This window comes from Methylobacterium sp. WL9 (assembly GCF_008040035.1).
GTDB lineage: Bacteria > Pseudomonadota > Alphaproteobacteria > Rhizobiales > Beijerinckiaceae > Methylobacterium > Methylobacterium thuringiense.
Window position 1 is genome coordinate 58,137 of sequence record NZ_VRVE01000004.1, and the last position, 25,300, is coordinate 83,436.

Genomic DNA, 25,300 nt, shown 5'->3' on the forward strand with positions numbered 1-25,300 from the left:
TCAGTGAATCGTCGTAAAGATGCGGTTCCAGCGCACGTCGGCCGGCCAGCGCCAGACCTGCCAAGCGGGCGTGCCCTCGTCGATCGAGAAGAAGATCATCTCGGCGCGGCCGACGAAGTTCTCGAAGGGCACGTAGCCGACGCTCGAGAGGTCGCGCGAATCGGTCGAGTTGTCGCGGTTGTCGCCCATCATGAAGAAGTGGCCAGCGGGCACTGTGTAGAGCTCGGTGTTGTCCCAAAAGCCGTGGTCGCCGTCGCGCTCGACGGTGCGGTGCTCGACGCCGCCGGGCAGCGTCTCGTTGTATTGCGGCACCTTTGTCGCCTGGCCGAAGGCATCCGAGGTCTCGTAATCGGCGATGCGCTCGCGCTTCACGGCCTTGCCGTTGATGTTGAGCACGCCCTCGATCACCTGGATCTTGTCGCCGGGCAACCCGATCACGCGCTTGATGTAGTCGGTGGCGTTGTCCTTGGGCAGCTTGAACACGGCGATGTCGCCGCGCTTCGGCTCTGCGCCCCAGACGCGGGCGTGGTACTGGAACGGCAGGTACTCCGAGAGCGGCAGGGAGTATTTCGAGTAGCCGTAGGAGTATTTCGACACGAACAGGTAGTCGCCGATCAGCAACGTCGGCACCAACGATCCCGAGGGGATGTTGAAGGGCTGGAACAGCAGTGTCCGCACCACCAGGGCGATGAGCAGCGCCTGGATGCCGACCTTGACCGTCTCCCGGATGCTGGCCCAGGTTCCGGTATCAGGCTCGGCCGTCCGGATCTGCTGCTTCGTGTCGTGATCCACGCGCGCCTGTTCCATGCGTTGGTGCTGGGCTCCCGGCCGGTCTCCGCCACGGCCGCGACTGTGCGACCCGGCGACGCGTCGGCGGTGTGCGGCGGTCTAGACCAAGCCGAGCCCCCCGGCAACGCGGGCGCGCGCCGGCTACCGATGCGCCGTGCCGGAGGGCACGGCTTCGATGATCACGAAGGCCTGCGCCATGGGCGGATCGTCGGTCAGCGAGATGTGGATGCGGGCCTCGTGGCCCGCGGGCAGCATCTCGGCGAGACGCGCCTCGGCGCCGCCGCTGAGCCGCAGGGTCGGCTTGCCGCCGGGCAGGTTCACCACCTCCATGTCGCGCCAGAACACGCCGCTCGCCATACCGGTGCCGAGTGCCTTGGCGCAGGCCTCCTTGGCCGCGAAGCGACGGGCATAGGACGGCGCGCGGGCGGCGCGAGCATCGCACTTGGCCCGCTCGCCATCGGTGAAGACGCGATGGGTGAAGCGCTCGCCGAACCGCACGAGCGATGATTCGATGCGCCGGATGTCGCAGAGGTCCGAGCCGATGCCGAGGATCATGGATGCGTCGCGTCTTAGCCGATACGGCAACGATCTCGCCACGCGTGACCGCAGGGCGATGCCGCATCCATTACCGATCGGCGGGTACGCGTCGAGCGCGATCGTGGAGGGCAGATCGCCGCTCTATCCGGCGCAGCGGATGCCGCCGCCCTCTCGGTGCGCCTCATCGGCCACAGTTCGCGCCGGGCGGGGCTGCTATGAAGCGGAGCCGGCAGGAACAGTCCCGATCGTTCCGCGCCGACACCTCTTGAGCCCCGCGGCCACGCGCCTGCGGGGCTTTTGCTTGACCAAACTACCGCGCTCGCCGACCGACAATGGGGATGGTCGGGGCCGGCAAGCGCGGTAGGCCAGCGTTCATTCGAAACCGGCAGCGTATTCTATCGTACGGAATCGCGGCGTCTAGCGCGTACGACGCCGACAGGTGTCGAGCCCGGCGCACGTGTGCTGCGGCCATGCCGCAACCGGTCAGCCGCCGCGCGACCGGTCCATCGCCGCGCGCATGTCCCGCACCGCCCGCTGCAGCCCGACGAAGATCGCCTCGGCGATCAGGGCGTGACCGATATTGAGCTCCCTGAGTTCGGCCAGGGCCGCCACCGGCCCGACGCTGTCGAGGGTCAGGCCGTGCCCGGCATGGACCTCGAGGCCGAGGGCGGTGCCATGGCGCGCCGCGCGCACGATCCGGTCGAGTTCGGCGCGGGTGCGAGCCGCGTCGCCGGCCGCGTGCGCCTCGCAATAGCTGCCGGTGTGGAGTTCGACCACGGGCGCCCCCAAAGCGGACGCGGCCTCCATCACCGCCGCCTCGGGCTCGACGAACAGCGACACGCGGATGCCGGCCTGCGCCAGCGTGACGATTCGCGGCGCGAGGTGGGCGCGTCCGCCGACGATGTCGAGGCCGCCCTCGGTGGTCCTCTCCTCGCGCTTCTCGGGCACGAGGCAAGCGGCGTGCGGCCGCGTCGCCAGCGCGATGGCGACCATCTCGTCGGTGGCGGCCATCTCGAGGTTGAGCGGCACCGGCAGGCTCTTGAGCGCGGCGATGTCGGCATCGCGGATGTGGCGGCGGTCCTCGCGCAGATGCGCGGTGATGCCGTCGGCGCCGGCCGCGACGGCCTCGCGCGCCGCCCGGACCGGATCCGGATAGACACCGCCGCGGGCGTTCCGGACGGTGGCGACGTGATCGATGTTGACGCCGAGCCGCAGCGCATGGGGCGAGGAGGACGTGGACACGGGAAACTCCGCCAGGGACCGGACGGCCGCACGCTGGGCCGCTCCCGCCGGATTGGACCGCGGCCGGCGCGTTGACAATGGACCGGCGGCGCTCGCGTTCACGTGAACGCCCCGCGGGAAACATCAGAACCGATCCAACCTTGCCCTCCCAGGACCGGCGCCGCGGGCGAGATCCGCAGCGCGCCCGCATCGTGAGGAGACCGGATGACCTACCTGCGTTACGCCCCCGAGATCGAGACGCCCGAACAGGACGAGCAGGCGACGATCGACGGCATTATCCAGGGCATGACCCAGCAGTCGCAGACCGTCGAGACGCGCGACGGCCACGCCGTGCGCGCCAGCCACGCCAAGAGCACCGCCTGCGTCACCGGCACGCTGACCATCGCCGACGACCTGCCCCCCGAACTCGCCCAAGGCCTCTTCGCCACCCCCGGCAGCCACGCGGTGGCTGTACGCTTCGCCCAGGGGCCGGGCGAAAAACTCGGCGACCGCGTCTCCACCCACCGCGGCCTCTCGCTCAAGATCTTCGATGTTCCAGGCGAAAAGCTGCCCGGCCACGCGGCCGACACCCAGGATTTCGTGCTCGCCACCGGCACGACCTTCCCGTCCGGCACCGCCTCCGGCTTCCTGCGCGACGGCACGGTCATCGGCAAGGCCACCGGCCTGCCCGAGGGCGTGAAGAGCGCCGTCGCCTCCACGATGCGCAACTTCAACAAGCTGCTGCACGCCTTCGGCACCGAGAGCGCCCTTGCCGATTTCTTCGGCCACCCCTTCGGCCATCCCCTGGCCGAGAGCTATTTCAGCCAAGCCCCGATCCGCTTCGGCGATTACGTGGCGAAGCTCGGCGCCGTCCCGGTCGCGCCGGCCCAGCGCGCCCTCGAATCCTGGCAGCTCGACCCGAAGCAGGACGAAGACGGATTTCGCCACGCAGCCGTGGCCTATTTTAGCGAGAACGAGGCGGTCTACGAACTGAAGGCTCAGCTCTGGGCCGACCGCGACAAGCAGCCGATCGAGGACGCCTCCGTCGACTGGCCGGTCGCGATCAGCCCCTACCGGACGATCGCCACCCTCCGCCTGCCCCGGCAGGACGCGTACAGCCCGGAGCGCGTGCGCTACTTCGACGAGGTCATGACCTTTCGCCCGGCCCACAGCCTCGCGGCGCACCGTCCGCTGGGCTCGGTGATGCGCGCGCGGCTGCAGGTCTATCAGGCGCTCAGCCGCTTCCGGCAGGAGGAGAACGGCGTGAAGGCGGAGAACACCGGCGGGATCGCGCAGATTCCGGCGTGACAGCCAGACATCGACTTCGTGCCATCGAGACCAAAGGCTTTGCCGTCATTGCGAGCCGAAGGCGAAGCAATCCAGGGCCAACGCGCCGACGTAGCGAGTGAGGCCCTGGATTGCTTCGCTGCGCTTGCAATGACGACGGGGGTCAACCGACGAGAGAAAGAGCCATCGGAAAATATTTGAACGCGGCTTCGCTTACGCCGTGCGCCTTCAGCCTCGGCAAAAAACGCAGCTTCACTGTGCGTTGCGGCGGGCTCGTTCGAACGCGCGGGCGACGATCTCCTCCGGTTCGCCCTCGACGAACGCCCCGCGTTCGATCTGCGCCAGACCTTCCAGCACGTAGGGCAGATGCTCCGGCTCGACATCGAGCGGTCCGGCCTCATGGCCGGCGAGCGATACGATTGCCTGGGCAATGCTGTCTCGCTCCGCGGACGGCATTCGGCGCATGGCTTCGACGGCTTGGTTGAAAATGTCGGCCATAGATCACCTCGACCGGCAAAATAGCATGCTCGATGCCGCCGTACATCGCGTCGGCTCGCAAAGCCCGCTGCGCCGTCCCACATCACCGGGACACGACACGGAGCGCAGTCCCATGGGTCTCCTCGACGGACTTCTCGGCCACGGCAGCGACCTCACCCCCGGCGAGGTCGACCAGCAGCTCGCCGGCGTGCTGACGCAGGGCGAGAGCGTCCGCGTCGCCTTTCGGGTCCTGCGCGACCTGATGGTCTTCACCGACCGCCGCCTGATCCTGATCGACAAGCAGGGCATGACCGGCCGCAAGGTCGAGTACCTCACCGTACCCTACCGGGCGATCACCTCCTTCTCCGTCGAGACCGCCGGCAGCTTCGACATGGATTCCGAGCTGAAGGTCTGGGTGTCGGGCCGGCCCGATCCGATCGAGCGGACGCTGAAGCGCGGGGCGGATGTGATGGGGATCCAGCAGGCGATTGCGGCTTCGTTGAAGTGAGAGCTTTAGCTGAACTCACATACGTGGCAACCGAATCCCTATTATCTACGGCGAAGGCTTGACCAAGCTCGGTACGATCCCCTCACGATTTTTGTGGCCCCAGGCGAAATGGTATGCCCTGGTGCCGTAATCTTCCGTTCGACCATAATCCGACAATTTCCCACTCCCTTGACTCGCCCATACGTACCCGCGCACCAGTCAAAAGTAAGACATCTCGTCTTCTTGAAATTTTTGATCATATTTATTTAGACAGAAGTACAATTTTTTAGAACAATATCAAGCTCTTCATCGAGGGGCAGTAACAAACTTACAATTTTCAGCAAGCGGTCATATTCGCCTTTTGGATCGATTCCTTGCTGAACAAATTTTGCCGAACTGGTGTGAGCAGCCTTGCCTCTTTGCTGTCCAAAATCATCGATTTCCGTAAGAAAAACGTCATCGATTTTCTTATGATCTATACCAACGGGCAACAGCATACCAAGTATATTCTTCTCCCGAATACCATGATTGTTAATCGAAATTTGTTTTATAAATAGGCTGACGGCTTCATTTAACCTATGATTAACATCGATTAGTGAGGGCCATATCTTCTTTTGATTGTCTCCCGGCGCACTATATGTATCTGGAGGAAGCTTCATCTCTCTACCACTAAATGCGATAAGACACATTGCTGTAGCCGATACATGGCATTTTTCTTTCCAAGACGCCCAAGCTGTTTTAGCTATTTCAGTGACTCGCTCTTCAAAAAATTCTTCGATTTCTGCATGAGCTAAAACTCTGAAAGCCAGCGCTTTAACGAAAATGCTTTGGTCGCTGTAGTTACCTGTTGGGTCAAAAACAGCAGGCAATAAATGTGTACGCAGATATGCTATCTGCTCATTCAAACGCATGTAACCAGCGGACGCCATTGCTAGAAACCCGCAAACGAAATTCTTCCATCGACCAATTTTGGTGGCGCTGCAGGTAAAGCTATTATATTATGAAGCGCTTCCCCCCAAATTCTGAGCCGCGCTTCAGTATGAGGCAAGCCTGCTGTATCGCTTTCGATAGCCTCAGCAAATTCAGGGTTTTTCAGAACCTCATTGTATGCATTAATAACTCGATCTCGGTCGCCCAACATTGCATCTCTAATGCGCGGTTCGGATGCATAGAACACAAGAGCGTCAAATATTGCTCGATTAAACGATTTGGAATTTTCTTTCCGTGCTATACGATTAGCCCCAAAAATATCGATAAGAGCCTTTGTGGCTTCTTTAAAGTTTCTTACCTGTTCTTTAACGACATATTGCGATTTATCCCAGTTATTATTAAGTTTTTCGCAACTTTCATCAAGAAAAGTTTTCATACGGCCAGGATATTTTTCAACAAAGTTGTGAAGTGCGAGATATCTCACTAGCAGTTCTACGTCCCTCATTCTCGGATCTGGCGTCTTTCGAGAGAGCAGCGCTTGTATCTCTGAGGATGCCGCCGCAGCATCATCGACATAGTCGGAGAACCCACCTGGAACGACAGCCTGCCGCAGCTCCTGAGGCGATAACTTTACGCTTCCGGTGTTTAGCCTTAAAAATACGAGATGTAAGAATTCCGTATTTGGCCAGTTCCGGATGACAACGGTGCGTAGAGTGTGGTTCAAGAAAGCATTCAGCTCATTCGAGAGCGTAGGGTCCTCAGCAAGGTCTTTATATTTTTTTCGAACTAAATCAGCTCTTGCTTCTAATCCTAATAGTGCAAATTATTGTTTTCACCTTCAGCATCTCCAACAAACTGCAATAACGACAATAATCTTTGTTTTCCATCCAGGACTATATATTTACCGCGCTCGTTACGCTTCTCAGCTAGAACAATTTGAGGAATTGGAAGACCCAAAATAATTGATTCTACAAATCTGCTTTTGCGCAATACTCGCCAAGCGTCACGGCGCTGAAAGCGTGGCCTCATTTCGATATTTCCGCGCTTTGCTTGCGATATAATTGTTTCTACCGTCCAATCAGTCGAGTAAAGAACGGCTTGCGAGAAATCGGCTACCTGATTGGCATCAAGGATGGCATCGCCTTCATCTGCAAATTCAAGATTATCATCATCAACCGGCATGCACTGCTTCCTCAGACAACGAACTTGATATCGAATCTTGCTACTACAAACGAGCATAAATCTAGCTGAACAGATCGCCAAGAGCTTTATGAACAGGAAGGCGGTGCACCTTAGATGCAAATGCTCTGGCTGGCCGTGCAGCATATGGCAGCGTCAGCAGAAGACGGCTAATTCCCGTCGCTATCCGAACTGCTTCCTCTCTCCACCTTGCCCTCCAGCAAAAACCCCGCTACACGCCCCGCTTCGCGTTCGCTCCGGCCGGGGGCTGAACGGGCGGTGCCGTTCGCGGCATAGGGTTCGTCTTCGAAGAACCCGTCGTCCGGTGTTCCCGCCTTCGACACTCCGCTCGGGCCATTCAACGGCTCGAAGGGCTTGGCGCCGAGAGAACTGCGAGACGAACCGGCCCGAGCAATCCGCTGACACGCGGTCGGGCTCCTTTTTGTGATGAAAGGCCCGAGAATGCCTCTCTACGAACACGTCTTCCTGGCGCGCCAGGACGTGACGGCCCAGCAGGTCGAGACCATGGTCGAGACCTACAAGGGCGTCATCGAAGCCAATGGCGGCACGATCGAGAAGATCGAGCCCTGGGGCATCAAGTCCCTCGCCTACCGGATCAAGAAGAACCGCAAGGCGCATTTCACGCTCCTCAACATCTCCGCCCCCCCGGCTGCGCTCGCCGAGATGGAGCGCCAGATGCAGATCTCCGAGGACGTGCTGCGCTTCATGACCATCCGCGTCGAGCAGCTCGAGGCCGAGCCCTCGGCCATGATGCAGAAGCGCGACCGCGACGACCGCAAGGATCGCGACCGCGGCGACCGTCCGCGTCGTCGCGACGACGAGTTCGGCGGCGGCGGCGATCGTGGGGACCGGGGTGACCGCGGCGATCGCGGCGACCGGCCCGAGCGTAACTTCGGCGGGGAGAACTGATCATGGCATTCGGTGCAAGTGCCGGCGCGGCTGCCGGTGGTGCTGGCGGCGGTGGCCGTCGTCCCTTCTTCCGTCGTCGCAAGACCTGCCCCTTCTCCGGCGTGAATGCGCCGAAGATCGACTACAAGGACGTGAAGCTGCTCTCCCGCTACGTCTCGGAGCGCGGCAAGATCGTGCCGAGCCGCATCACCGCGGTCTCGGCCAAGAAGCAGCGCGAGCTCGCCCAGGCGATCAAGCGTTCGCGCTTCCTCGGTCTGCTCCCCTACGTCATCAAGTAGTCTTTTCGGATTTGGCCGGCCCGGCTTTGCTGGGCCGGCTCTTCGTTGCGGACGGTTTCCTCCGTCCGATCGCTGGGGCTTCGGATTGCCTCTAACCCTGCCCTCCTCGGGTCAGCGGGACAGCGCGTCGTACAAAACATGGCCCAGAACCTCGGCATCGGCGTCCTCGCCGGGCTCGTCTCGGCGCTCCTGTTCGGGATGCTGCTGCAGGCGACGCCGCTCGCGATCCTGCTCTACCTGCTCGCCCCCCTGCCGGTTCTCATCGTCGGGCTCGGCTGGAGCCACAAGGCCGGCCTTGCCGCCGTGGCGGCCGGCACCTTGGCGCTGGCGATCGGCGTCACCCCCTTCCTCGGTATCGGCTTCGCGGCCTATCTCGCGGTCCCCGCCTGGTGGATCGCCTATCTCGCCTTGCTCGGCCGGCCGAACGCCGACGGCACGCTCGAATGGTATCCGGTCGGCCGGCTGCTCGCCTGGGTCGCCGGCACGGCCGCGCTCGCTTTCGTCGCCATCGCCGTGATCGCCGCGCCGAACTACGAGACGTTCCGGACTCAGCTCGGCGCCATGGCGAAGAAGGTGGTGCAGGCACAGATGAAGGGCGAAGGACCCGCGAGCGTCTCGGCGAGGATTGCCGGGCAGCCTGAGGGCCAACCCTCGGGCGTAACTCCGCCGCCCGCGCAGGAGCCGCCTCCCGTCCCGAACGAGGATAAGGCTCCCACGGTTCAGGACGAGGTCGCCGATGCGCTGGCCACCGTCGCTCCGGGGCTCGCCGCGCAGGGCCTCACCATCCTGCTCGTGTTCTACCTCTGGGCCGCCGCGCGCATCGTCAAGATTTCCGGCCGGCTGATGCGGCCCTGGCCGGACCTGCCCTCCACGCAGATGCCGCGCAACGTGCTGGTGATGCTCGTCGGCGCGATCGCCGTGGCCCTGGTGCCGGGCTATCCCGGCGTGCTCGGCGTGGCGCTGATCGGCGCGCTGAGCGCGGCCTTCAGCCTGCAGGGGCTCGCCGCCTTCCACGACCGGAGCCGGGGTCGGCAGGCGCGCGGCGCCCTGCTGTTCGGGCTCTACCTCGTCCTCATCCTGACTCAGGGGCTCGCCTTCGTGGCGCTGACCCTGTTCGGCATCGCCGACACGGCGCTCGCGCGCCGCTCGGCCCCGGCGGACCCGCCCGGCGGACCCCGCTCCCTCTGAACCACCCAACCCAAAGAAGGACTTCATCCATGGACGTCATCCTCCTCGAGCGCGTCGCCAAGCTCGGCCAGATGGGCGAGACCGTCAGCGTCAAGCCGGGCTACGCCCGCAACTTCCTCCTCGCCCGCGGCAAGGCCCTGCGCGCCACTGAGGGCAACAAGAAGCACTTCGAGACCCAGCGCGCCCAGCTCGAAGCCCGCAACCTCGACCGCCGCAAGGAGGCCGAGGGCGTCGCCGAGAAGCTGAACGGCCAGAGCTTCGTGCTCATCCGCCAGTCGGGCGAGTCCGGCGTGCTGTACGGCTCGGTCTCCACCCGCGACCTCGCCGAGGTCGTCACCAAGGACGGCTTCTCGGTCGGCCGCGACCAGTTCGTGCTGCACCAGCCGATCAAGACGCTCGGCCTGCACAACGTGCCCGTCACGCTGCACCCCGAGGTCGAGATCACCGTCACCGTCAACGTCGCCCGCAGCCCCGAAGAGGCCGAGCGTCAGGCCCGCGGCGAGTCCGTCACCGAGCGCGAGGCGTTCAACCTCGACGACCTCGGCCTCGAAGTCGGCCAGGCCCTGGCCGATGCCGGTGAAGGCGCCGACGACCGCGATCGGGATCGCTAAGCCTCTGGTACTTCAGGCTGACACCGCTTCCATCTTGCGAAGCGGTCGATGACGCCCTTCTCCTCCCCCTTGTGGGGCGGGGAACCGTCACACCACCCTGTCCGAGAGGCCGGAAGTCTCCCAAGCAACGGTGGACAGCGGGGAGCGTCGTTTCCCGCGGTTGACACGTTCGCAGTTTGTTCGACCATGGACGCCCGCGGTTCCTCTCAGGGAATCGCGGGCGTTCGCGTTCCGAAGAGCGCGGCTAAGGATCGGTTCACCCTGTCGCGGCATGGTGGACGGCTGACGGAGACCGGCGCCCGCGGGCTGCCGCTGAAGGAGCGAGACCGCCTATGGCCCTGCCGAACGCCCTCGCGGCCAAGCTCGAAGCGGTCCAGGCCGAATACCGGGTCGCGCCGCACAACATCGACGCGGAGCAGGCGCTGATTGGCGCGATGCTCGTGAACAACGACGCCTATTATCGCGTCTCGGACTTCCTGATGCCCGAGCACTTCATGGAGGAGGTGCACCGCCGGATCTTCGAGACCGCCGCCTCGCTGATCAAGGCCGGCAAGCTCGCCACGCCGATCACGCTGAAGACCTATCTCGGCGACGCCGACCTCGGCGGCATCACCGTGATGGCCTATCTCGCGCGCCTCGCGGCCGAGGCGACCACCGTCGTCAACGCGGCGGATTACGGCCGCGCCGTCTACGATCTCGCCATCCGCCGCCGGCTCATCACCATCGGCGAGGACCTCGTCAACGGCGCCTACGAGGCCCCGGTCGAGTCCGCGCCCCGCGACCAGATCGAGGAGACCGAGCGCCGGCTCTACGAGCTCGCCGAGGCCGGCAAGTACGACGGCGGCTTCCAGAAATTCTCCGACGCGCTCACCACCGCCGTCGACATGGCGGCCAAGGCCTATCAGCGCGAGGGCAAACTCTCGGGGCTCGCCACCGGCCTGTCCGACCTCGACGCCAAGATGGGCGGGCTGCAGTCGTCGGATTTGATCATCCTCGCGGGCCGCCCGGCCATGGGCAAGACGTCGCTCGTCACCAACATCGCTTTCAACATCGCCAAGGCCTACCAGGGCGAGAAGCAGCCCGACGGCACCACGAAGACGAAAAACGGCGGCATCGTCGGGTTCTTCTCGCTCGAAATGTCGGCCGAGCAGCTTGCCACCCGCATCATCGCCGAGCAGTCCGGCGTGCCCTCCTACAAGATCCGCCGCGGCGACATCCGCCCGGAAGATTTCTACAAGATCACCGATGCCGCGCGGGATATGCAGACGATTCCCTTCTACATCGACCAGTCCGGCGGCATCTCGATCGCTCAGCTCGCCGCCCGCGCACGCCGCCTCAAGCGCCAGAAGGGCCTCGACGTCCTGATCGTCGACTACCTCCAGCTGCTCGCCGGCTCCGGCAAGCGCTCGGACAACCGCGTGCAGGAGATGACCGAGATCACCACCGGCATGAAGGCACTGGCCAAGGAACTCTCGGTGCCGATCATCGCCCTGTCGCAGCTCTCCCGCCAGGTCGAGAACCGCGACGACAAGCGCCCGCAGCTTTCGGACCTGCGCGAGTCCGGCTCGATCGAGCAGGATGCCGACGTGGTGATGTTCGTGTTCCGCGAGGAATACTACGTCAACAACAAGAAGCCCCGCGAGGGCACCGAAGAGTTCTTCGCCTGGGAGGCGGAGATGAACCGCGTCCACGGCAAGGCCGAGGTGATCCTCGGCAAGCAGCGTCACGGGCCGACGGGAACGGTGGAGCTGCAGTTCGACGCGAACATCACGCGGTTTTCGAACCTTGCCGCCGAAGATCGAATGCCCGATCGGATGTAATTTCTCGGCATTGGCCATGGCCGTAGCACCATGATCGCGATGCCGGCTTTGTGTTAGACGGCAAGTAGCGATCCTTGATGAGGACAGCCGCCATAGCGTCCCGAGACACGAATCGAGACGGACACACCGCGCACGGCGCCCGTCTCATGATCGACCTCGCCGCCATCGCCGAGAACTGGCGGCGGCTCGGAGCGCAGGCCCCTGACGCGGAATGCGCGGCGGTCGTGAAGGCGGATGCCTATGGTTGTGGGCTGGCGGCAGTCGCGCCAGTGCTGTTCCGGGCCGGCTGCCGGACGTTCTTCGTGGCGCATCTGGCGGAGGGGGTCGCCGCTCGCGCTATCCTGCCTGACGCCGACATCTATGTTCTCAACGGCTTCCGGCCGGGCAGCGAGCCGTCCTATCGTGACGCGCGGCTGCGCCCGGTTCTCGGCTCCTGCGAGGAACTTACCGAATGGGTAGAGGGCGCACAGGGCGCGCTGCCCGCGGCGCTCCATGTCGACACGGGCATGAACCGGCTCGGGCTGTCGGTGGCGGAGGCTCTGGGACTCGCCGCCGACGCGGTCTTCGGCCGCGCCGGCATTGCTCTCGTGATGAGCCATCTCGTCAGCGCCGAATGCCCGGATCAGCCGGTGAACGCTCGCCAGATTGCCGCCTTCGCCGACATCCGTGCGGCGTTCCCCGGCATTTCGGGATCGTTGGCCAATTCCTCGGGCATCTATCTTGGGCGCGAGGCCCGTCACGATCTGCTCCGCCCGGGCTATGCCCTGTTCGGCGGCAATCCGACTCCATACGCCGAAAACAACCCGATGCGGCCGGTGGTGCGGCTGGAGACGCCGATCGTCCAGGTTCGTGCCGTAGAGTCCGGCGAGACTGCCGGCTACGATGCCCGCTGGACCGCACCGGCCCCCCGCCGTCTAGCCACGCTGTCGATCGGCTACGCCGACGGCTATCCACGCTCCGCGAGCAATCACGGCCACGCGCTTGTCGAAGGCGTACTCTGCCCGATCGTCGGCCTGATCTCGATGGATCTGATCATCCTCGACGTCACCGCAGTGCCTGACGCTCGCCGAGGGATGATCGCAACGCTGATCGGGGACGAGCTCGATCTCGACAGGGTCGGCAGAACGGCAGGTACGATCGGCTACGAGATCCTGACGGGGCTAGGTTCCCGTTATGTTCGCGAGTATGCTGGCGCCTGAATCCGACCGACCGGATTCCTCTCTTTAAAAATGACATGGCCAAGATCCACCAGACCTTCGTCTGCCAGTCCTGCGGGGCCGTCTACAATCGCTGGCGCGGGCGCTGCGAGGCCTGCAACGGCTGGAACACGATCGTCGAGGAGACGGGGGCGGCCGGCCCGCAGGCCGGTCCCGTCGCGACGCGGCCGAGCCGGGCGCGCGGCCGCGTGTTTCCCCTCGAAGGGCTGACCGGCGAGGCCAAGGAGGCGCCGCGCACGCCCTCGGGCATCGCAGAGCTCGACCGGGTCACCGGCGGCGGTTTCGTACGCGGCTCGGTGATCCTGATCGGCGGCGATCCAGGCATCGGCAAGTCGACCTTGTTGATGCAGGCCGGCGCGGCCATGGCCAAGGACGGCGCACGGGTCGCCTACATCTCCGGCGAGGAGGCGGTTGGTCAGGTGCGGCTGCGCGCCGAGCGGCTCGGGCTCTCCGACCGCCCCGTGGACCTCGCCGCCGAGACCAATGTCGAGGACATCGTCGAGACGCTCTCGCAGGGGCGGCCGCCGGCGCTGGCGATCATCGACTCGATCCAGACCATGTGGACCGAGACCGTCGAATCGGCACCCGGCACCGTCACGCAGGTGCGCTCCTCCGCGCAGGCGCTGATACGGTTCGCCAAGACCACGGGCACCGCCGTGATCCTCGTCGGCCATGTCACGAAGGACGGGCAGATCGCGGGTCCGCGGGTCGTCGAGCACATGGTCGATGCGGTCGCCTCGTTCGAGGGCGACCAGGGCCACCATTTTCGTATTCTGCGGGCCGTGAAGAACCGGTTCGGACCGACCGACGAGATCGGCGTGTTCGAGATGACCGATGGCGGCTTGGCGGAGGTGCCGAACCCGTCCGCGCTCTTTCTCGCTGGGCGCGACCACGCAGCACCGGGAACCGCGGTCTTCGCCGGCATGGAGGGCACGCGGCCGCTTCTGGTGGAGATCCAGGCGCTCGTGGCGCCCTCATCGCTCGGCACGCCGCGCCGTGCGGTGGTCGGCTGGGACCCGAACAGGCTCTCGATGGTGCTCGCGGTTCTCGAGGCTCATGGCGGCATCCGGCTCGGGAGCCACGACGTCTATCTCAACGTTGCCGGCGGCCTGCGCATCACCGAACCGGCAGCCGATCTTGCGGTCGCCGCCGCGCTCGTCTCCTCGCTCTCGGGCGCGGCGCTGCCGGCGGAGACGGTGTATTTCGGCGAACTCGGCCTGTCGGGGGCGGTGCGCCCGGTCTCACAGGCGGGGGCACGGCTGAAAGAGGCGGAAAAGCTCGGCTTCTCGAGAGCGGTCACGCCGCAGGCGCGGGGCGAGACGCCCGATCGTTCGATGCAGACGGAGGCTTTGCGTCACATCGCCGATCTCGTCGCCGGGATCGCATCGGGCGCGCCCCGCTCGGGTGGTAAGCGGCAGCCGGCTCGGGCATGGCCGGACGACGAAGACGGTTGAGAACGGCAGAGGCTATGGCCCGGCCGGCTTCGCAGGCTCTGGCTTGTTCGCAGGCGGTTCGGCGCCCGGTGCCGCGCCGAGGTCCGGCTGCAGCAGCGACAGCGTGATCGCCCGGGTGACGTGTTCCGCCATGCAGCGCAGACCGAGATCGTTCAGCCGGAAATGCCGGCCGAGCATATGCGTCTCGTTCTCCTTGTCGCCGCTGGCCGAAAGGAAGCGCATCGCTTCGTAACGCCGTACCAGGGGCACGCGCTGCTCCGCCGCGATATCCTGAACCTTACGGACGAGACCGTTGTAGGATTCGTCGTCGGCGATGCTCTGTGTAAAGAGCGGGTCGATCAGCACCACGTCGATGTCGTGCGACTTGATCCACTCGACCGTGTCGCGAAGCGCATCACCGAAGGCATCGGTATCGACTCGAGCGAGCGCGTCGTTCGTGCCGACCTGCCAGACGACGAGATCGGGTTCGATCTCGGCGACCATCGTACGTAGCCGCTCGCCTGCACCGCTCGCGACTTCGCCCGAGAGACCACGCGAGTCGATCTGCACGTCCACATTCGGGAGCGAGCGCTCCAGGGCATTCTCGAGCCGGACCGGATAGGAGGTCGAGGCGCCGAGGCCCGACGAGGACGAGCCGACGGACAGCACGCGAACCGGGCGCTTTTCCTTGAGCGCCCGCTTTACGGCCATGAGCTTGGCCAATGTGTAGAGCTTCGAGCCCGGCACGCGGCATTCGGGCGACAGACTGAGATCCAGCCCCTCGATCGGCGCGGCACCCGGCGCGGCCGATGGTGGATGCGGGGGCGATACGACGGTTGCCGCCCCCTCCGCCAGCGCCATGGCTGGGGACAGGGTGAGGAACATCCCGAAGATTGCGGCGCCTACGGTGCGGCAGGCGTGCCGACAACCTTTTTCGGTTTGCGGGAACGCCATTCGACGAACCATGCGGTAAAACCCAGTGCGAACAGGCCGCAGCCTACGACCGAAACGTCGACGATCATACCACCGCCGAACCGGAACCGCACGAACTGTGCGGCTAGGCCCAGGAGCGAGCCCATCGAGAAGACCGCGAGGGAATTGCGCCCGAGACCCGCGAGATAGCGCGTGATCGGACCGATCCGATGCGCGACCAGCCCGTACACCGTCTGGAACGCCAGGAGGACACCGCAAAAATGGATCAGACGGGCGGGCGAGAGGTAAGTTTTGTCGAAGGTGAAAATAAGGCGCGGCTCCGGCACCGTGAGCGGATCGGGCCGGAGCTCGAATACCGACAGCACGATCCCGACGATCACGATAACCACGCCGAGCGGCATGAGCCGGCGGCACCAAGCCCGGAAACGCGGCTGCGTCCGGTTCCAGTCCTGCATGGTGAAGCCGAGCACCAAGAGGAGCTGCCAGCAGAACGGATTGAAGAACCAATCGCCCTCCCCTGGCCAGGATGGGAGGTTCCACTCGTAGACGAGGCTCGCCGCATAGAGGCTGAACGACAGGATCAGCGTGCCGGTCTGGTTCACCCGCGCCATCAAGATGTAGATCGGCGCCACCGCGAGCAACACCACGTAGAGCGGCAGGATGTTGAAGAAGCCGAGTTGGTGCGTCATCAGAACGATGCCGACCATGGTCTGAATCGGATCGGCGAAGAATCCGCCGGCATTGTGCCATTCGAGTATGAGAGGGTTGTCGAGCAGGAGCGCCGTACCCGCGATCATCGCGAGCGCCAGCGCCATGATCACCACCTGTGCTCGATAGACCTCGATCGTACGCGACAGCAGCCGCAGGATCGCCGTCAGCGCCGGTTCGGGAACGCCGTCGCGCCCACGGGTCGCCAGCCCGATCGACCAGCCGGCGAGAAAAACGAACAGCTCGGCGGCGTCCGAAATCCCGTACTGGGAGAAGGTCCAGCGCTCGAAGATGTTGCCGGGGATATGATTGACGAAGATCGTAATGAGGGCGAAGCCGCGCCAGAAATCGATCGCGTTCGGTCCACGCATCGGTCTCCCGACTCCGGCGAGGGTTGGATCGGCACGCTTCGAGGGAAGCGCGTGCGGGCGCCCCGAAACGAAGGCGCGTCCTGATACGGCCCACGCGCCGATCTGCAAAGCGCGGTCTCGGAGTCCGGTATTGTGCGCACCGAACGGTTGGTGCCGAACGGCACACCGAGATGCAACAATTCAGCGTGGCGCAAAAGCGACTGTATTTTGCATACAGAACCGGTAGTATCGGTCCGTCCGTTTCAGAGACCACGGACTACCTAAATCCAGCGCGCTCCTGCGGGGCGCGCTGTTTGTTTTACGCGGCCGTTCAAGCGGTCGCACTTTCCCTGTTGCGGGTATGCCAGACGCGGAGAGCATCCAGCGTCACGACACCGTCGGGCCAGACGGCACCCGAGAGATGCCGATGCGGCCTGCCCGGCTCGCCGAGATCGGAAACCGCGGAGAAGGCGCCGTCGAGCCGATGGCTCTGCGTGTAACGGCTGCGCGTAGCGAGCACGGGTAGGCCGGCATCGAGCGCCGAGCGGATGCCGGCCGCTGAATCCTCGAAGGCGATGCCTTCGAGCGGATCGATACCGAGCCTGCCCACAGCCAATTCGAAGATGTCCGGTGCCGGCTTCTTTCGAGCGGCCTCGTCACCGGCGGCGATGACGTCGAACGGTTCGTCGCCCTTCGGAAAATTGATCGCAACGAGCCGGTCGAGATTGGGCCGGGTCGTCGTCGTCGCTACGCCGAGGCGGAGACCGGCGGCGCGGGCCTCGCCGATCAACCGTGCAACGCCGGGGCGTAGCGCGAGCGGGCCGGTCTCGATGAGTTCTCCGTAGATGCGCGTCTTGAGGTCATGGATCTCAGGCATCCGCGCGGTGAGCGCGCGCTTCTCGGCGGGATGCTCCTGGTCGATGTAATGGAGGAGGCGTTCCTTTCCGCCCATCACCTTCAGCAGTTCGGCATAGAGCTCGGGCGTCCAGTGCCAGTCGAGGCCGAGCTGGCCGAAGGCGCGGTTGAAGGCCTGCCGGTGCAGGTCCTCGGTCTCGGCGAGAGTGCCGTCGACGTCGAAGATCAGCGCCTTCAGCATCGCAAGCCGTCCCGACCGGTCGCGGAATTCGCACCCTCGCGGATCGCGGTGATGTTGCCGGCATAGGCGCCCGCGCCCCCGCCGAACACGCCGGAGCCCGCCACGAACACGTTCGCACCGGCGCGCGCCGCCGCCGCCACGGTCTCCGGTGTAATGCCGCCGTCCACCTCGATGTCGAGAGCGCGCCCCCCCGCCATCGCGCGCACTCGCGAGACCGTCTCCAAAGCCGCCGGCAGAAAACTCTGGCCGCCGAAGCCGGGATTGACCGTCATGCAGACGACGAGGTCGACGAGGTCAAGCACCGGCTCAACCATCGCGGCGGGGGTGCCGGGATTGAGGGCGATGCCGGCGCGCTTGCCGAGCGCCCTGATGGTCTGGAGCGAGCGGTGGATGTGCGGGCTGGCCTCGACATGCACCGAGATCGTGTCGGCGCCGGCTTCGGCGAAGGCGGCGAGGTAGGGATCGGCCGGGGCGATCATCAGGTGCACGTCGAAATGCTTTTTGGTGTGCGGGCGCAGCGCCTTGATGAGCGCCGGACCGAAAGTGATGTTGGGCACGAAATGCCCGTCCATCACATCAAGATGAATCCAGTCGCCGCCGGCCTCATCGACAGCGCGGACCTCTTCCCCGAGCCGGGAGAAGTCGGCCGAGAGGATGGAGGGAGCGATGATCGTCATGGATACCTCAGGAAGGTCCGCACTTGGCGCGCGGCCCGGCCCCTCAAAGGGTGCGATGCAAAACTAAGGCGCGGGATACCCGCGATGTAGTGCCAATTCGTCCAACCGGGAATGCGAAATCGGGGCCGCCTGCTCTCGCACTCGCCGGGCCGACGTTCATTTGTCGCAGGTCGTGCCGGCTCATCCCAGGCGGCGCTTGCGCTCGACGAGTTGCATGATCATCGGCGTCAGGATGAGCTGCATCGCAAGATCGAGCTTCGAGCCTGGAATCACGATCGAGTTGGCCCGGCTCATGAACGAGTCGTGGATCATCGAGACGAGGTACGAAAAATCGATCCCGTGCGGATCGCGGAAGCGGATGACCACCATCGATTCGTCGGCGGTCGGGATCCAGCGGGCGATGAACGGGTTCGAGGTGTCGACCATCGGCACGCGCTGGAAATTGATGTCCGTCCAGGAGAATTGCGGGCAGATCGTCTGCACGTAGTCCGGCATCCGCCGCAGGATCACGTCGGTGACAGCATCGGTCGAGTAGCCGCGGATCGAGCGGTCCCGGTGCAGCTTCTGGATCCATTCGAGGTTGATGACCGGCACGACCCCGATCTTGAGGTCGGGATAGCGGGCGAGATCGATGGTGTTGTCGACGACGCAGCCGTGCAGGCCCTCGTAGAACAGCAGGTCGGAGCCCGGCGGAAAGTCCTCCCACTCCGTGAATTGACCCATCGGAACGCGGAAGCGCGCGGCGTCGACCTCGTCGTGGGCGTAGGAGCGGGTCCGGCCCTCACCAGATTCGCTGTAGCGGCGAAACACCTCTTCGAGTTCCGGCAGCAGGTTGGCGCGGGGCGCGAAGTGGCTGAGGGTCGGCTCCTCCGCCATCTTGGCGCGCATGGTGTCGCGGTCGAAGGCGTGGAAGCCGTCGCCTTCGATGTAGACCGCGCTCACGTCCTCGCGCCGAAAGATCTGCTCGAAGGTGTTGCGCACGGAGGTCGTGCCGGCGCCCGAGGAGCCGGTGACGGAGATGATGGGATGACGCGCCGACATTGGGCTTTGCAGACTCGCGGGGGACCGTGGGCGCGCTCAGCTACGCATCAGGCCGCGCTGGCCGAAAAGCGGCGAGCGGCCGGCTGCGGGCTGGCGGCCTTCATAATATTTGGCGACGCAGGCCACATCGTCGGTCGAGCCGAAGACCAGCGGCGAGCGCTCGTGGATCTTGGTGGCGACGACGTCCAGGATGCGTGTCTGTCCGTCGGTGGCGGAGGCGCCGGCCTGCTCCATGACGAAGGCGATCGGGGCGGTCTCATAGAGGAGGCGCAGACGGCCCTGCTCGTAGCCCTTCCGACCGTCGCCCGGATACAGAAAGATGCCGCCGCGGATCAGCACGCGCTGCGCGTCCGCCACCAGCGCCGCCGTCCAGCGCATGTTGAAGTTGCGGTCGCGTGGGCCTTCCTCGCCGCGCAGGCAGTCCTCGATGAAGGCTTTGACCGGAACGTCCCAGTGGCGGCCGTTCGAGGAATTGATCGCGTATTCGTTGGCCGTGGCGACGACCTTCAGGCCGTCGTGAGTCAGGCGAAACACCTTGTCGGTGCGGTCCAGCGTAAAGATGCGCGTACCGTTGCCGAGGGTGACGACGAAGGTAGTGGCTGGGCCGTAGACGGTGAAGCCGGCGGCCGTCTGGGTCGTGCCGGGCGTCTTGAACGAGGCGTTCGGGTCGCTCGGGTCCGACACCACAGGCCGGATGCCGAAGATGGTGCCGACGATCATGCCGACGGCGATGTTCGAGGAGCCGTCGAGGGGGTCGATCGCTACGGCGAGCGGCGCGCCGGGATTGAGGACCATCACGTCGTCGGCCTCCTCGGAGGCGACTTCGGCCACGGGCGCGGATTGCAGTGCCTCGGTGAAGCGCTTGTGGGCGATGACGTCGAGCGCCTTCTGCACGTCGCCGTCGCTGTTGGTTTCGCCCTGTGCGCCGAGATCGCCGGCGAGCGCACCGCGGGCGCAGATCTCGCTCACGTCGATCGATGCGGCGGCGAGCGCCAGGATCGTCTTGGCGGTGTCGGCGAGGGAGGCGTCGCGGGCGACTTCCGCGTCGAGGTGCTCGGAAAGCGTGGAGCCGATCGCCATGGCCATGTCCTGATCCGAGTCCGCTTGATGCCGCCGGCCGTTGCCCGGCCGCTGTGTTCTGAGGCCGCATGATATCCTGCGACCGCTCCGGAGCACCAGATGCGGTGCAAGAGGGCGACAAAGATTCTCACGAAACTTGTGGTGCCGCGCAAAAAAACTAAAAGCGGCCCATGCGCAACCTCTCGCTCAAGCAGTTGCAGGCCGTCGCGGCCGTCGCCCGGCTCGGAACCATGACGCGGGCGGCGCAGGAGCTGAACGTCACCTCCGCCGCCCTCTATGCCCGCATCCGCCAACTGGAGGACGAGGCGGGCCTCCTGCTGTTCGATCGTACGCCGACGGGCCTCAAGCCGACCGATGCCGGTCGCGAGATGCTGTGGGCGATCAACAGCATCAACACGGTGCTGGAGACCTGCACCGAGCGCCTTCGCACACTGAAGGGTGCCGGTGGCGGCCGCGTGGCGTTGGGCGTCGTCTCGACGGCGAAGTACTTCGCCCCCGCCGTGATCGCCGGATTCATGCAGGCTCACCCTCAGGTCGAGATCAATCTGACGGTGGGCAACCGCACCGACACGGTCGAAACTCTCCGCAATTACGAGATCGACTTCGCGATCATGGGCCGCCCGCCGCGTGATTTCGCCATCGAGGCCGAGACCTTCGGCCCGCACCCACTCGTGCTGATCGCTTCGCCGGACCATCCGCTTGCCGGAAAGACGGGGCTGACGCGCGACGACATCGCGGACCAATCCTTTCTCGTGCGCGAGGAAGGGTCGGGGACGCGTGCGGTCTTCGAAGAGTTTATGAACGGCGTGATGATCCGCCGGGCACGGCTCGGGATCGACGCCGGCTCCAACGAGACGCTGAAGCAGGCCGTGATCGCCGGGCTCGGGATCGCGCTTCTGTCCTCTCATACGGTCTCGGCGGAGCTGGAAAGCGGCCGGCTCGTGCTCCTCGACGTGCAAGGCCTGCCCATCCGGCGCGACTGGTATGTCGTCCGCCGTGCCGACAAGGTACTCGGCCCGGCCTCCGACTCGTTCTGGAATTACCTCGTCCAGGAAGGTGCGGGCTTCCTGCCGAAGCTCCATTCGGCGATTGTGGCGGCGACGCCCGAGCCGGTGGCTCCGTGAGCGTCGTCATCGTCGGCGCGGGCCAGGCCGGCTTCCAGACCGCCGCGAGTCTGCGCGAGGCCGGGTTTGCGGACCCGATCACACTCGTCGGCGACGAGCAGACGCTGCCCTACCAGCGCCCTCCCCTCTCGAAGGCCTATCTCGCCGGCAAGACCGACGCCGAAGGCCTGCTGCTGCGGCCGGCTTCGTACCTGGCCGAGCATCGCATCGCGCATCGCCTCGCTCGGGGCTCCGCGATCGACCGCGATGCTCGCCGCCTGATCCTCGATGACGGCACGGACCTGCCCTACGATCAACTCGTTCTCGCGACGGGATCGCGCAACAGGACGCTGCCGGTGCCCGGCGCCGATCTTCCGGGCGTCCATCAGCTTCGGTCGCTCGACGATGCGAATGCGCTCCGCGCAGCCATCGCGTCCGCCAAGAACATCGTCGTGGTGGGCGCGGGCTTCATCGGGCTCGAATTCGCCGCAGTCTGCGCCGGCCGCGGGCTCGCCGTCACGGTCATCGAAGCGGCCGACCGGCCGATGGCGCGGGCGGTGTCGATGGAGACAGCCGACGCATTCCGGATTGCGCACGAGGCCATGGGAGTCGTTTTCCAGTTCCGGGCCGGCATCACCGCCATCGAAGGCCACGCCGGCCACGCCGCGGCCGTCGCGACTGCGGATGGCGGACGGATTCCGGCTGATCTCGTCCTCGTCGGCATCGGCGTCGTGCCGAACCAGGAACTGGCAGAACGGGCCGAACTGCCGGTCCGCGACGGCATCGAGATCAATACGTTTCTCGCGACGGTCGATCCCGCGATCTCGGCAGTTGGCGACTGCGCCCGCTTTCCGACGCGTTTCGCTGCGGGGATGTCGCGAGGAGATCGGGTTCGCATCGAATCCGTGCAAAACGCGATCGATCAGGCCCGCTGCCTCGCAGGCCGGCTCACGGGACGTCCTGTGGCCTATGACGCGGTGCCGTGGTTCTGGAGCGACCAAGGCCGTTACAAGCTCCAGATCGCAGGCCTTTCCGGCACCGGCGACGGCAGCGTCGTGCGGGGCGGTGGCGACGCCTTCTCGGTGTTCCGCTTCCGCGACGGCCGACTGCGAGCTGTGGAATCCGTCAACCGCGGGGCCGACCACATGGCGGCCCGCCGCATACTCGCCCTTGGACGCGACCTGACCCCAGCCGAGGCGGCCGACCCGGCCTTCGACCTGAAGGCGCTTGCGACGGCGCGCTGAACGCCCTCAGCGATCGTTCTCGGTGTTCAGCTCACCGAGCCGTGTTCCCTCGTCGCCGTTTTTGTGGCCGAGGCGGACGCCTGCCGAATCGCCGTCGGTGAAGATCACACCACCCGTCATGAGCGCACTCCGCAGGGCTTCGATCGTTCCCGAGGGTGGATCGTTCAAGCCGTTCTCGAAGTCGCGCACCAATGCCACGTCCAAACCGACCTTGGATGCGAGATCGGTCACGGACAAATCGATCAGAGCCCGGCCTGCTCGGCACTGTGCCGGCGTCATCGTGTTGGCAGAACGGCCGCTCGCTTCACCTTCATCCGATCCGGACACTCACGCACTCCCGCAGATTGGTCTCGTCAGGCCCAGGTCAACTCACCCGGGCTCGCTGCCCCGACAACCCGGGGCGCCTCGGATCGTTGCAGACGACGGTGGAACAGGATGTACGGCGCGCAAAACGACCCCGCGCGACCATATTTGCGCTCGATTCCTATCGGATTCGCGTGGGGCTTCGCGGCCCCGGCGGCTGCGGAGACCGAGTTTCATCGACGCGATGGACGCGCGAGCTACAGGGGGCTTCACCATGAACAAGACGCTGACCGTCGCGCTGACCTGCGCGACCATCGCTGGAGCGATGATCGCCGCGACGCCGTCGCAGGCTCAGATGGGGGGCGGCGTTCGCCAACTCGGTGCTGGGCAGCAGCCTGAGAAGAAGCCGCAATACGTCCCCGGCGCCAAGGCGCAGGAAAAAGTGTTCCCGCTCGGCACGACCTGGACCGCGGTGAGCCTGAACGGCAAGAACTTCAGCGGCGGCGACCGTCCGAGCTTCATCATCGACGCCCAGTACCGTGCCCGCGGCTACGGCGGCTGCAACACCTTCGCCGCCACCGCCTTCCCGCTGCGTGAACAGCACCTCGCCGTCGGCCCGCTCGCGATCACCAAGAAGTCCTGCGACAAGGCGCTCGGGGCGACCGAGCAAGCCTTCTTCGTGGCCCTGCGCACGGCAGGCGCCTGGGACATCGTCGGCTCGCAGCTCGTGATCAAGAGCCAGGGCGGGGAACTGCGCTTCGATCGATCGCTCTGAGCGCTCGGCAGCGTTAACACTCCCTTGTGGATGATCCGCGGTTCCTGCCGCGGATTCATCTTCCCTCAGGACCGGCGCCCCCATTCTCGATCCATCGCGCCGGCCTGATACGGCCGGTCTTCGGGGAGATCGGGACGGATGAAGCTCACGCTGGCAGGTCGGCGCTCCCCGGTTCGTGCTTCAGCGCGCGCAGCGACGGCGCGATACGTCCCTGTGCGCAGCTACGATGAGAACGCCGCTTTCCTGGCTCTCGGCACGACCCTGTTCGCCGTCCTCGTTCTCGTTCTTTGCGCCATTGCCCTGCGCGGCTGAGGCCCCATAGGAGCCGGGCCGGCACCGGATGACCGTCGGAACGTGGCGCCGATCGGCGATCCGCAGGGAACTCGTTTCTCTACAATAACCCTCCGGCAGATCATTCCTTCTCCAGGCTCCCGGACACGGCAGGAAATCAAGAAAAGAATTGCTGCGGCAGGGGTTAGGTCGATTGCCCCCGCTGCCATGACGCGATATCCGATCGCTCCGAGAAGTCCGGAGGACGCCCACTCCGGTCGGCCCCTGTCAGGCCGGCGTGCACCCGGCGCTTCCACGCAATTGCCTCGGACGATTCAGGAGACCCGCAGATGGCCGACGACACCACCGCATCCGCGCGCAAGGCCGGCCACGGCCGTATCTACGGCTCGATTACCGAGACGATCGGCAACACCCCCCTGGTCCGCCTCAACAGGCTCACGAAAGAGCACGGCGTCGACGCCGAGATCCTGCTCAAGCTCGAGTTCTTCAACCCGATCGCGAGCGTCAAGGACCGCATCGGCGTCAACATGATCGACGCCCTGGAGGCTTCGGGCCGCCTCAAGCCGGGCGGCACTCTGGTCGAGCCGACCTCCGGCAACACCGGCATCGCCCTGGCCTTCGTCGCCGCGGCGCGCGGCTACAGGCTGATCCTGGTGATGCCCGAGACGATGTCCGTGGAACGCCGCAAGATGCTGGCCTTCCTCGGCGCCGAGCTCGAACTTACCCCCGGTCCGCAGGGTATGAAGGGTGCGATCGGCCGGGCCGAAGAACTCCTCAAGGAGATCGATGGCGCGGTGATGCCGCAGCAATTCTCGAACCCGGCCAATCCCGAGATCCACCGCAAGACCACGGCGGAAGAGATCTGGAACGACACCGACGGTCAGCTCGACGCCTTCGTCGCGGGCGTGGGCACCGGTGGCACCGTGACCGGCGTCGGTCAGGTGCTGAAGCCACGCCTGCCGAACCTGAAGGTCTTCGCGGTAGAGCCGACGGATTCGCCGGTGATTTCCGGCGGCCAGCCCGGCCCGCACAAGATCCAAGGTATCGGCGCCGGGTTCATCCCGGACAACCTCGACCGCTCGGTGATCGACGGCGTGCTGACCGTCTCGAACCAGACCGCGATCGATACCGCGCGCCAGCTCGCCAAGCTCGAAGGCATTCCCGGCGGCATCTCCACCGGCGGCAACGTCGCAGCTGCGCTAGAACTCGCCTCGCGACCCGAGTTCAAGGGCAAGCGGATCGTGACCGTGGCCTGCTCGTTCGCCGAACGTTACATCTCCTCGGTGCTCTTCGAGGGAATCGGCTAGCACCGGCC

General features: G+C 65.2%; 28 protein-coding genes. 14 read left to right on the forward strand and 14 right to left on the reverse strand.

What is annotated here, in order from left to right; genetic code table 11:
* From lepB to FV217_RS02955, 3 genes are all read right to left on the reverse strand, one after another.
* Nucleotides 1-807: a signal peptidase I gene (gene lepB / locus FV217_RS02945; protein WP_147814126.1), complete on the reverse strand. Its 807-nt coding sequence runs from the start codon at nt 805-807 to the stop codon at nt 1-3.
* A 123-nt stretch (nt 808-930) separates the two neighbouring features.
* Nucleotides 931-1,344 carry a holo-ACP synthase gene (gene acpS, locus FV217_RS02950; RefSeq protein WP_147814128.1) on the reverse strand — a complete coding sequence of 138 codons (414 nt, stop codon included), beginning with the start codon at nt 1,342-1,344 and terminating at the stop codon, nt 931-933.
* A gap of 465 nt (nt 1,345-1,809) precedes the next feature.
* Nucleotides 1,810-2,568, reverse strand: a complete 759-nt coding sequence (locus FV217_RS02955) for a pyridoxine 5'-phosphate synthase (RefSeq protein WP_147814130.1) — start codon at nt 2,566-2,568, stop codon at nt 1,810-1,812.
* A gap of 204 nt (nt 2,569-2,772) precedes the next feature.
* Here FV217_RS02955 and FV217_RS02960 point away from each other — a divergent pair, with 204 nt between their 5' ends.
* Nucleotides 2,773-3,855: a catalase family protein gene (locus tag FV217_RS02960; RefSeq protein WP_147814132.1), complete on the forward strand. Its 1,083-nt coding sequence runs from the start codon at nt 2,773-2,775 to the stop codon at nt 3,853-3,855.
* A 231-nt stretch (nt 3,856-4,086) separates the two neighbouring features.
* On the opposite strand, the gene FV217_RS02965 is transcribed toward FV217_RS02960, so the two are convergent.
* Entirely contained in the window at nt 4,087-4,332 is a 246-nt protein-coding gene (locus FV217_RS02965; protein WP_147814134.1) for an acetyltransferase, read from the reverse strand.
* Nucleotides 4,333-4,444: 112 nt separating this feature from the next.
* Here FV217_RS02965 and FV217_RS02970 point away from each other — a divergent pair, with 112 nt between their 5' ends.
* Nucleotides 4,445-4,819 carry a PH domain-containing protein gene (locus FV217_RS02970; RefSeq protein WP_147078721.1) on the forward strand — a complete coding sequence of 125 codons (375 nt, stop codon included), beginning with the start codon at nt 4,445-4,447 and terminating at the stop codon, nt 4,817-4,819.
* Between the two features lie 245 nt (nt 4,820-5,064).
* On the opposite strand, the gene FV217_RS02975 is transcribed toward FV217_RS02970, so the two are convergent.
* The 3 genes from FV217_RS02975 to FV217_RS02985 all read right to left on the reverse strand — a co-directional run bounded on the left by FV217_RS02975 (nt 5,065) and on the right by FV217_RS02985 (nt 6,910).
* Nucleotides 5,065-5,727, reverse strand: a complete 663-nt coding sequence (locus tag FV217_RS02975; protein ID WP_210245116.1) for a HEPN domain-containing protein — start codon at nt 5,725-5,727, stop codon at nt 5,065-5,067.
* A gap of 2 nt (nt 5,728-5,729) precedes the next feature.
* Nucleotides 5,730-6,452: a hypothetical protein gene (locus FV217_RS02980; RefSeq protein WP_187272409.1), complete on the reverse strand. Its 723-nt coding sequence runs from the start codon at nt 6,450-6,452 to the stop codon at nt 5,730-5,732.
* 86 nt (nt 6,453-6,538) lie between these two features.
* Nucleotides 6,539-6,910, reverse strand: coding sequence for a DUF262 domain-containing protein (locus FV217_RS02985; RefSeq protein WP_187272410.1), 372 nt, complete (start codon nt 6,908-6,910; stop codon nt 6,539-6,541).
* Between the two features lie 459 nt (nt 6,911-7,369).
* On the opposite strand from FV217_RS02985, the gene rpsF reads away from it, so the two are divergent.
* From rpsF to radA, 7 genes are all read left to right on the forward strand, one after another.
* A complete protein-coding gene (gene rpsF / locus FV217_RS02990) occupies nt 7,370-7,837 on the forward strand; it encodes a 30S ribosomal protein S6 (RefSeq protein WP_147078723.1) in 468 nt (155 codons plus the stop codon).
* A 2-nt stretch (nt 7,838-7,839) separates the two neighbouring features.
* Nucleotides 7,840-8,115: a 30S ribosomal protein S18 gene (gene rpsR, locus FV217_RS02995; protein WP_147078724.1), complete on the forward strand. Its 276-nt coding sequence runs from the start codon at nt 7,840-7,842 to the stop codon at nt 8,113-8,115.
* A gap of 138 nt (nt 8,116-8,253) precedes the next feature.
* Nucleotides 8,254-9,303: a DUF2232 domain-containing protein gene (locus tag FV217_RS03000; RefSeq protein WP_147814143.1), complete on the forward strand. Its 1,050-nt coding sequence runs from the start codon at nt 8,254-8,256 to the stop codon at nt 9,301-9,303.
* A gap of 29 nt (nt 9,304-9,332) precedes the next feature.
* Nucleotides 9,333-9,914, forward strand: a complete 582-nt coding sequence (rplI, locus tag FV217_RS03005) for a 50S ribosomal protein L9 (RefSeq protein WP_147814145.1) — start codon at nt 9,333-9,335, stop codon at nt 9,912-9,914.
* Between the two features lie 332 nt (nt 9,915-10,246).
* Nucleotides 10,247-11,734 (forward strand): replicative DNA helicase, encoded by a 1,488-nt coding sequence (locus tag FV217_RS03010; RefSeq protein WP_147814147.1) that lies wholly within the window; start codon nt 10,247-10,249, stop codon nt 11,732-11,734.
* A gap of 146 nt (nt 11,735-11,880) precedes the next feature.
* Complete coding sequence (gene alr / locus FV217_RS03015) at nt 11,881-12,933, forward strand: alanine racemase (protein WP_246682707.1); 1,053 nt, start codon at nt 11,881-11,883, stop codon at nt 12,931-12,933.
* Nucleotides 12,934-12,968: 35 nt separating this feature from the next.
* Complete coding sequence (gene radA, locus FV217_RS03020; RefSeq protein WP_147814151.1) at nt 12,969-14,405, forward strand: DNA repair protein RadA; 1,437 nt, start codon at nt 12,969-12,971, stop codon at nt 14,403-14,405.
* Nucleotides 14,406-14,417: 12 nt separating this feature from the next.
* Here the strand turns inward: radA and FV217_RS03025 are convergent, their stop codons facing one another.
* From FV217_RS03025 to FV217_RS03050, 6 genes are all read right to left on the reverse strand, one after another.
* Nucleotides 14,418-15,245, reverse strand: coding sequence for a GDSL-type esterase/lipase family protein (locus FV217_RS03025; RefSeq protein WP_238230830.1), 828 nt, complete (start codon nt 15,243-15,245; stop codon nt 14,418-14,420).
* A 41-nt stretch (nt 15,246-15,286) separates the two neighbouring features.
* Complete coding sequence (locus FV217_RS03030) at nt 15,287-16,396, reverse strand: OpgC domain-containing protein (protein WP_147814155.1); 1,110 nt, start codon at nt 16,394-16,396, stop codon at nt 15,287-15,289.
* A 310-nt stretch (nt 16,397-16,706) separates the two neighbouring features.
* Nucleotides 16,707-17,471: an HAD-IA family hydrolase gene (locus tag FV217_RS03035; protein ID WP_147814157.1), complete on the reverse strand. Its 765-nt coding sequence runs from the start codon at nt 17,469-17,471 to the stop codon at nt 16,707-16,709.
* On the reverse strand, nt 17,465-18,148 hold the full coding sequence (gene rpe, locus FV217_RS03040) for a ribulose-phosphate 3-epimerase (protein WP_147814159.1): 684 nt from the start codon (nt 18,146-18,148) through the stop codon (nt 17,465-17,467). Before rpe ends, FV217_RS03035 begins: the two co-directional genes overlap by 7 nt.
* A 180-nt stretch (nt 18,149-18,328) precedes the next feature.
* A complete protein-coding gene (locus tag FV217_RS03045; protein WP_147814161.1) occupies nt 18,329-19,189 on the reverse strand; it encodes a phosphoribulokinase in 861 nt (286 codons plus the stop codon).
* A gap of 36 nt (nt 19,190-19,225) precedes the next feature.
* A complete protein-coding gene (locus tag FV217_RS03050) occupies nt 19,226-20,275 on the reverse strand; it encodes a class 1 fructose-bisphosphatase (RefSeq protein WP_147814163.1) in 1,050 nt (349 codons plus the stop codon).
* A 164-nt stretch (nt 20,276-20,439) separates the two neighbouring features.
* Here FV217_RS03050 and FV217_RS03055 point away from each other — a divergent pair, with 164 nt between their 5' ends.
* Complete coding sequence (locus FV217_RS03055; protein WP_147814165.1) at nt 20,440-21,393, forward strand: LysR family transcriptional regulator; 954 nt, start codon at nt 20,440-20,442, stop codon at nt 21,391-21,393.
* Nucleotides 21,390-22,616, forward strand: coding sequence for an FAD-dependent oxidoreductase (locus FV217_RS03060; RefSeq protein WP_147814167.1), 1,227 nt, complete (start codon nt 21,390-21,392; stop codon nt 22,614-22,616). Before FV217_RS03055 ends, FV217_RS03060 begins: the two co-directional genes overlap by 4 nt.
* A 6-nt stretch (nt 22,617-22,622) precedes the next feature.
* Here the strand turns inward: FV217_RS03060 and FV217_RS03065 are convergent, their stop codons facing one another.
* Nucleotides 22,623-22,847 carry an XRE family transcriptional regulator gene (locus FV217_RS03065; RefSeq protein WP_238230782.1) on the reverse strand — a complete coding sequence of 75 codons (225 nt, stop codon included), beginning with the start codon at nt 22,845-22,847 and terminating at the stop codon, nt 22,623-22,625.
* Nucleotides 22,848-23,193: 346 nt separating this feature from the next.
* Here FV217_RS03065 and FV217_RS03070 point away from each other — a divergent pair, with 346 nt between their 5' ends.
* The 3 genes from FV217_RS03070 to cysK all read left to right on the forward strand — a co-directional run bounded on the left by FV217_RS03070 (nt 23,194) and on the right by cysK (nt 25,292).
* On the forward strand, nt 23,194-23,694 hold the full coding sequence (locus tag FV217_RS03070) for an META domain-containing protein (RefSeq protein ID WP_147814169.1): 501 nt from the start codon (nt 23,194-23,196) through the stop codon (nt 23,692-23,694).
* Nucleotides 23,695-23,832: 138 nt separating this feature from the next.
* Nucleotides 23,833-24,006 (forward strand): hypothetical protein, encoded by a 174-nt coding sequence (locus tag FV217_RS22665; RefSeq protein WP_187272411.1) that lies wholly within the window; start codon nt 23,833-23,835, stop codon nt 24,004-24,006.
* Nucleotides 24,007-24,314: 308 nt separating this feature from the next.
* A complete protein-coding gene (cysK, locus tag FV217_RS03075) occupies nt 24,315-25,292 on the forward strand; it encodes a cysteine synthase A (protein ID WP_147814171.1) in 978 nt (325 codons plus the stop codon).
* Nucleotides 25,293-25,300 lie beyond the last annotated feature (8 nt).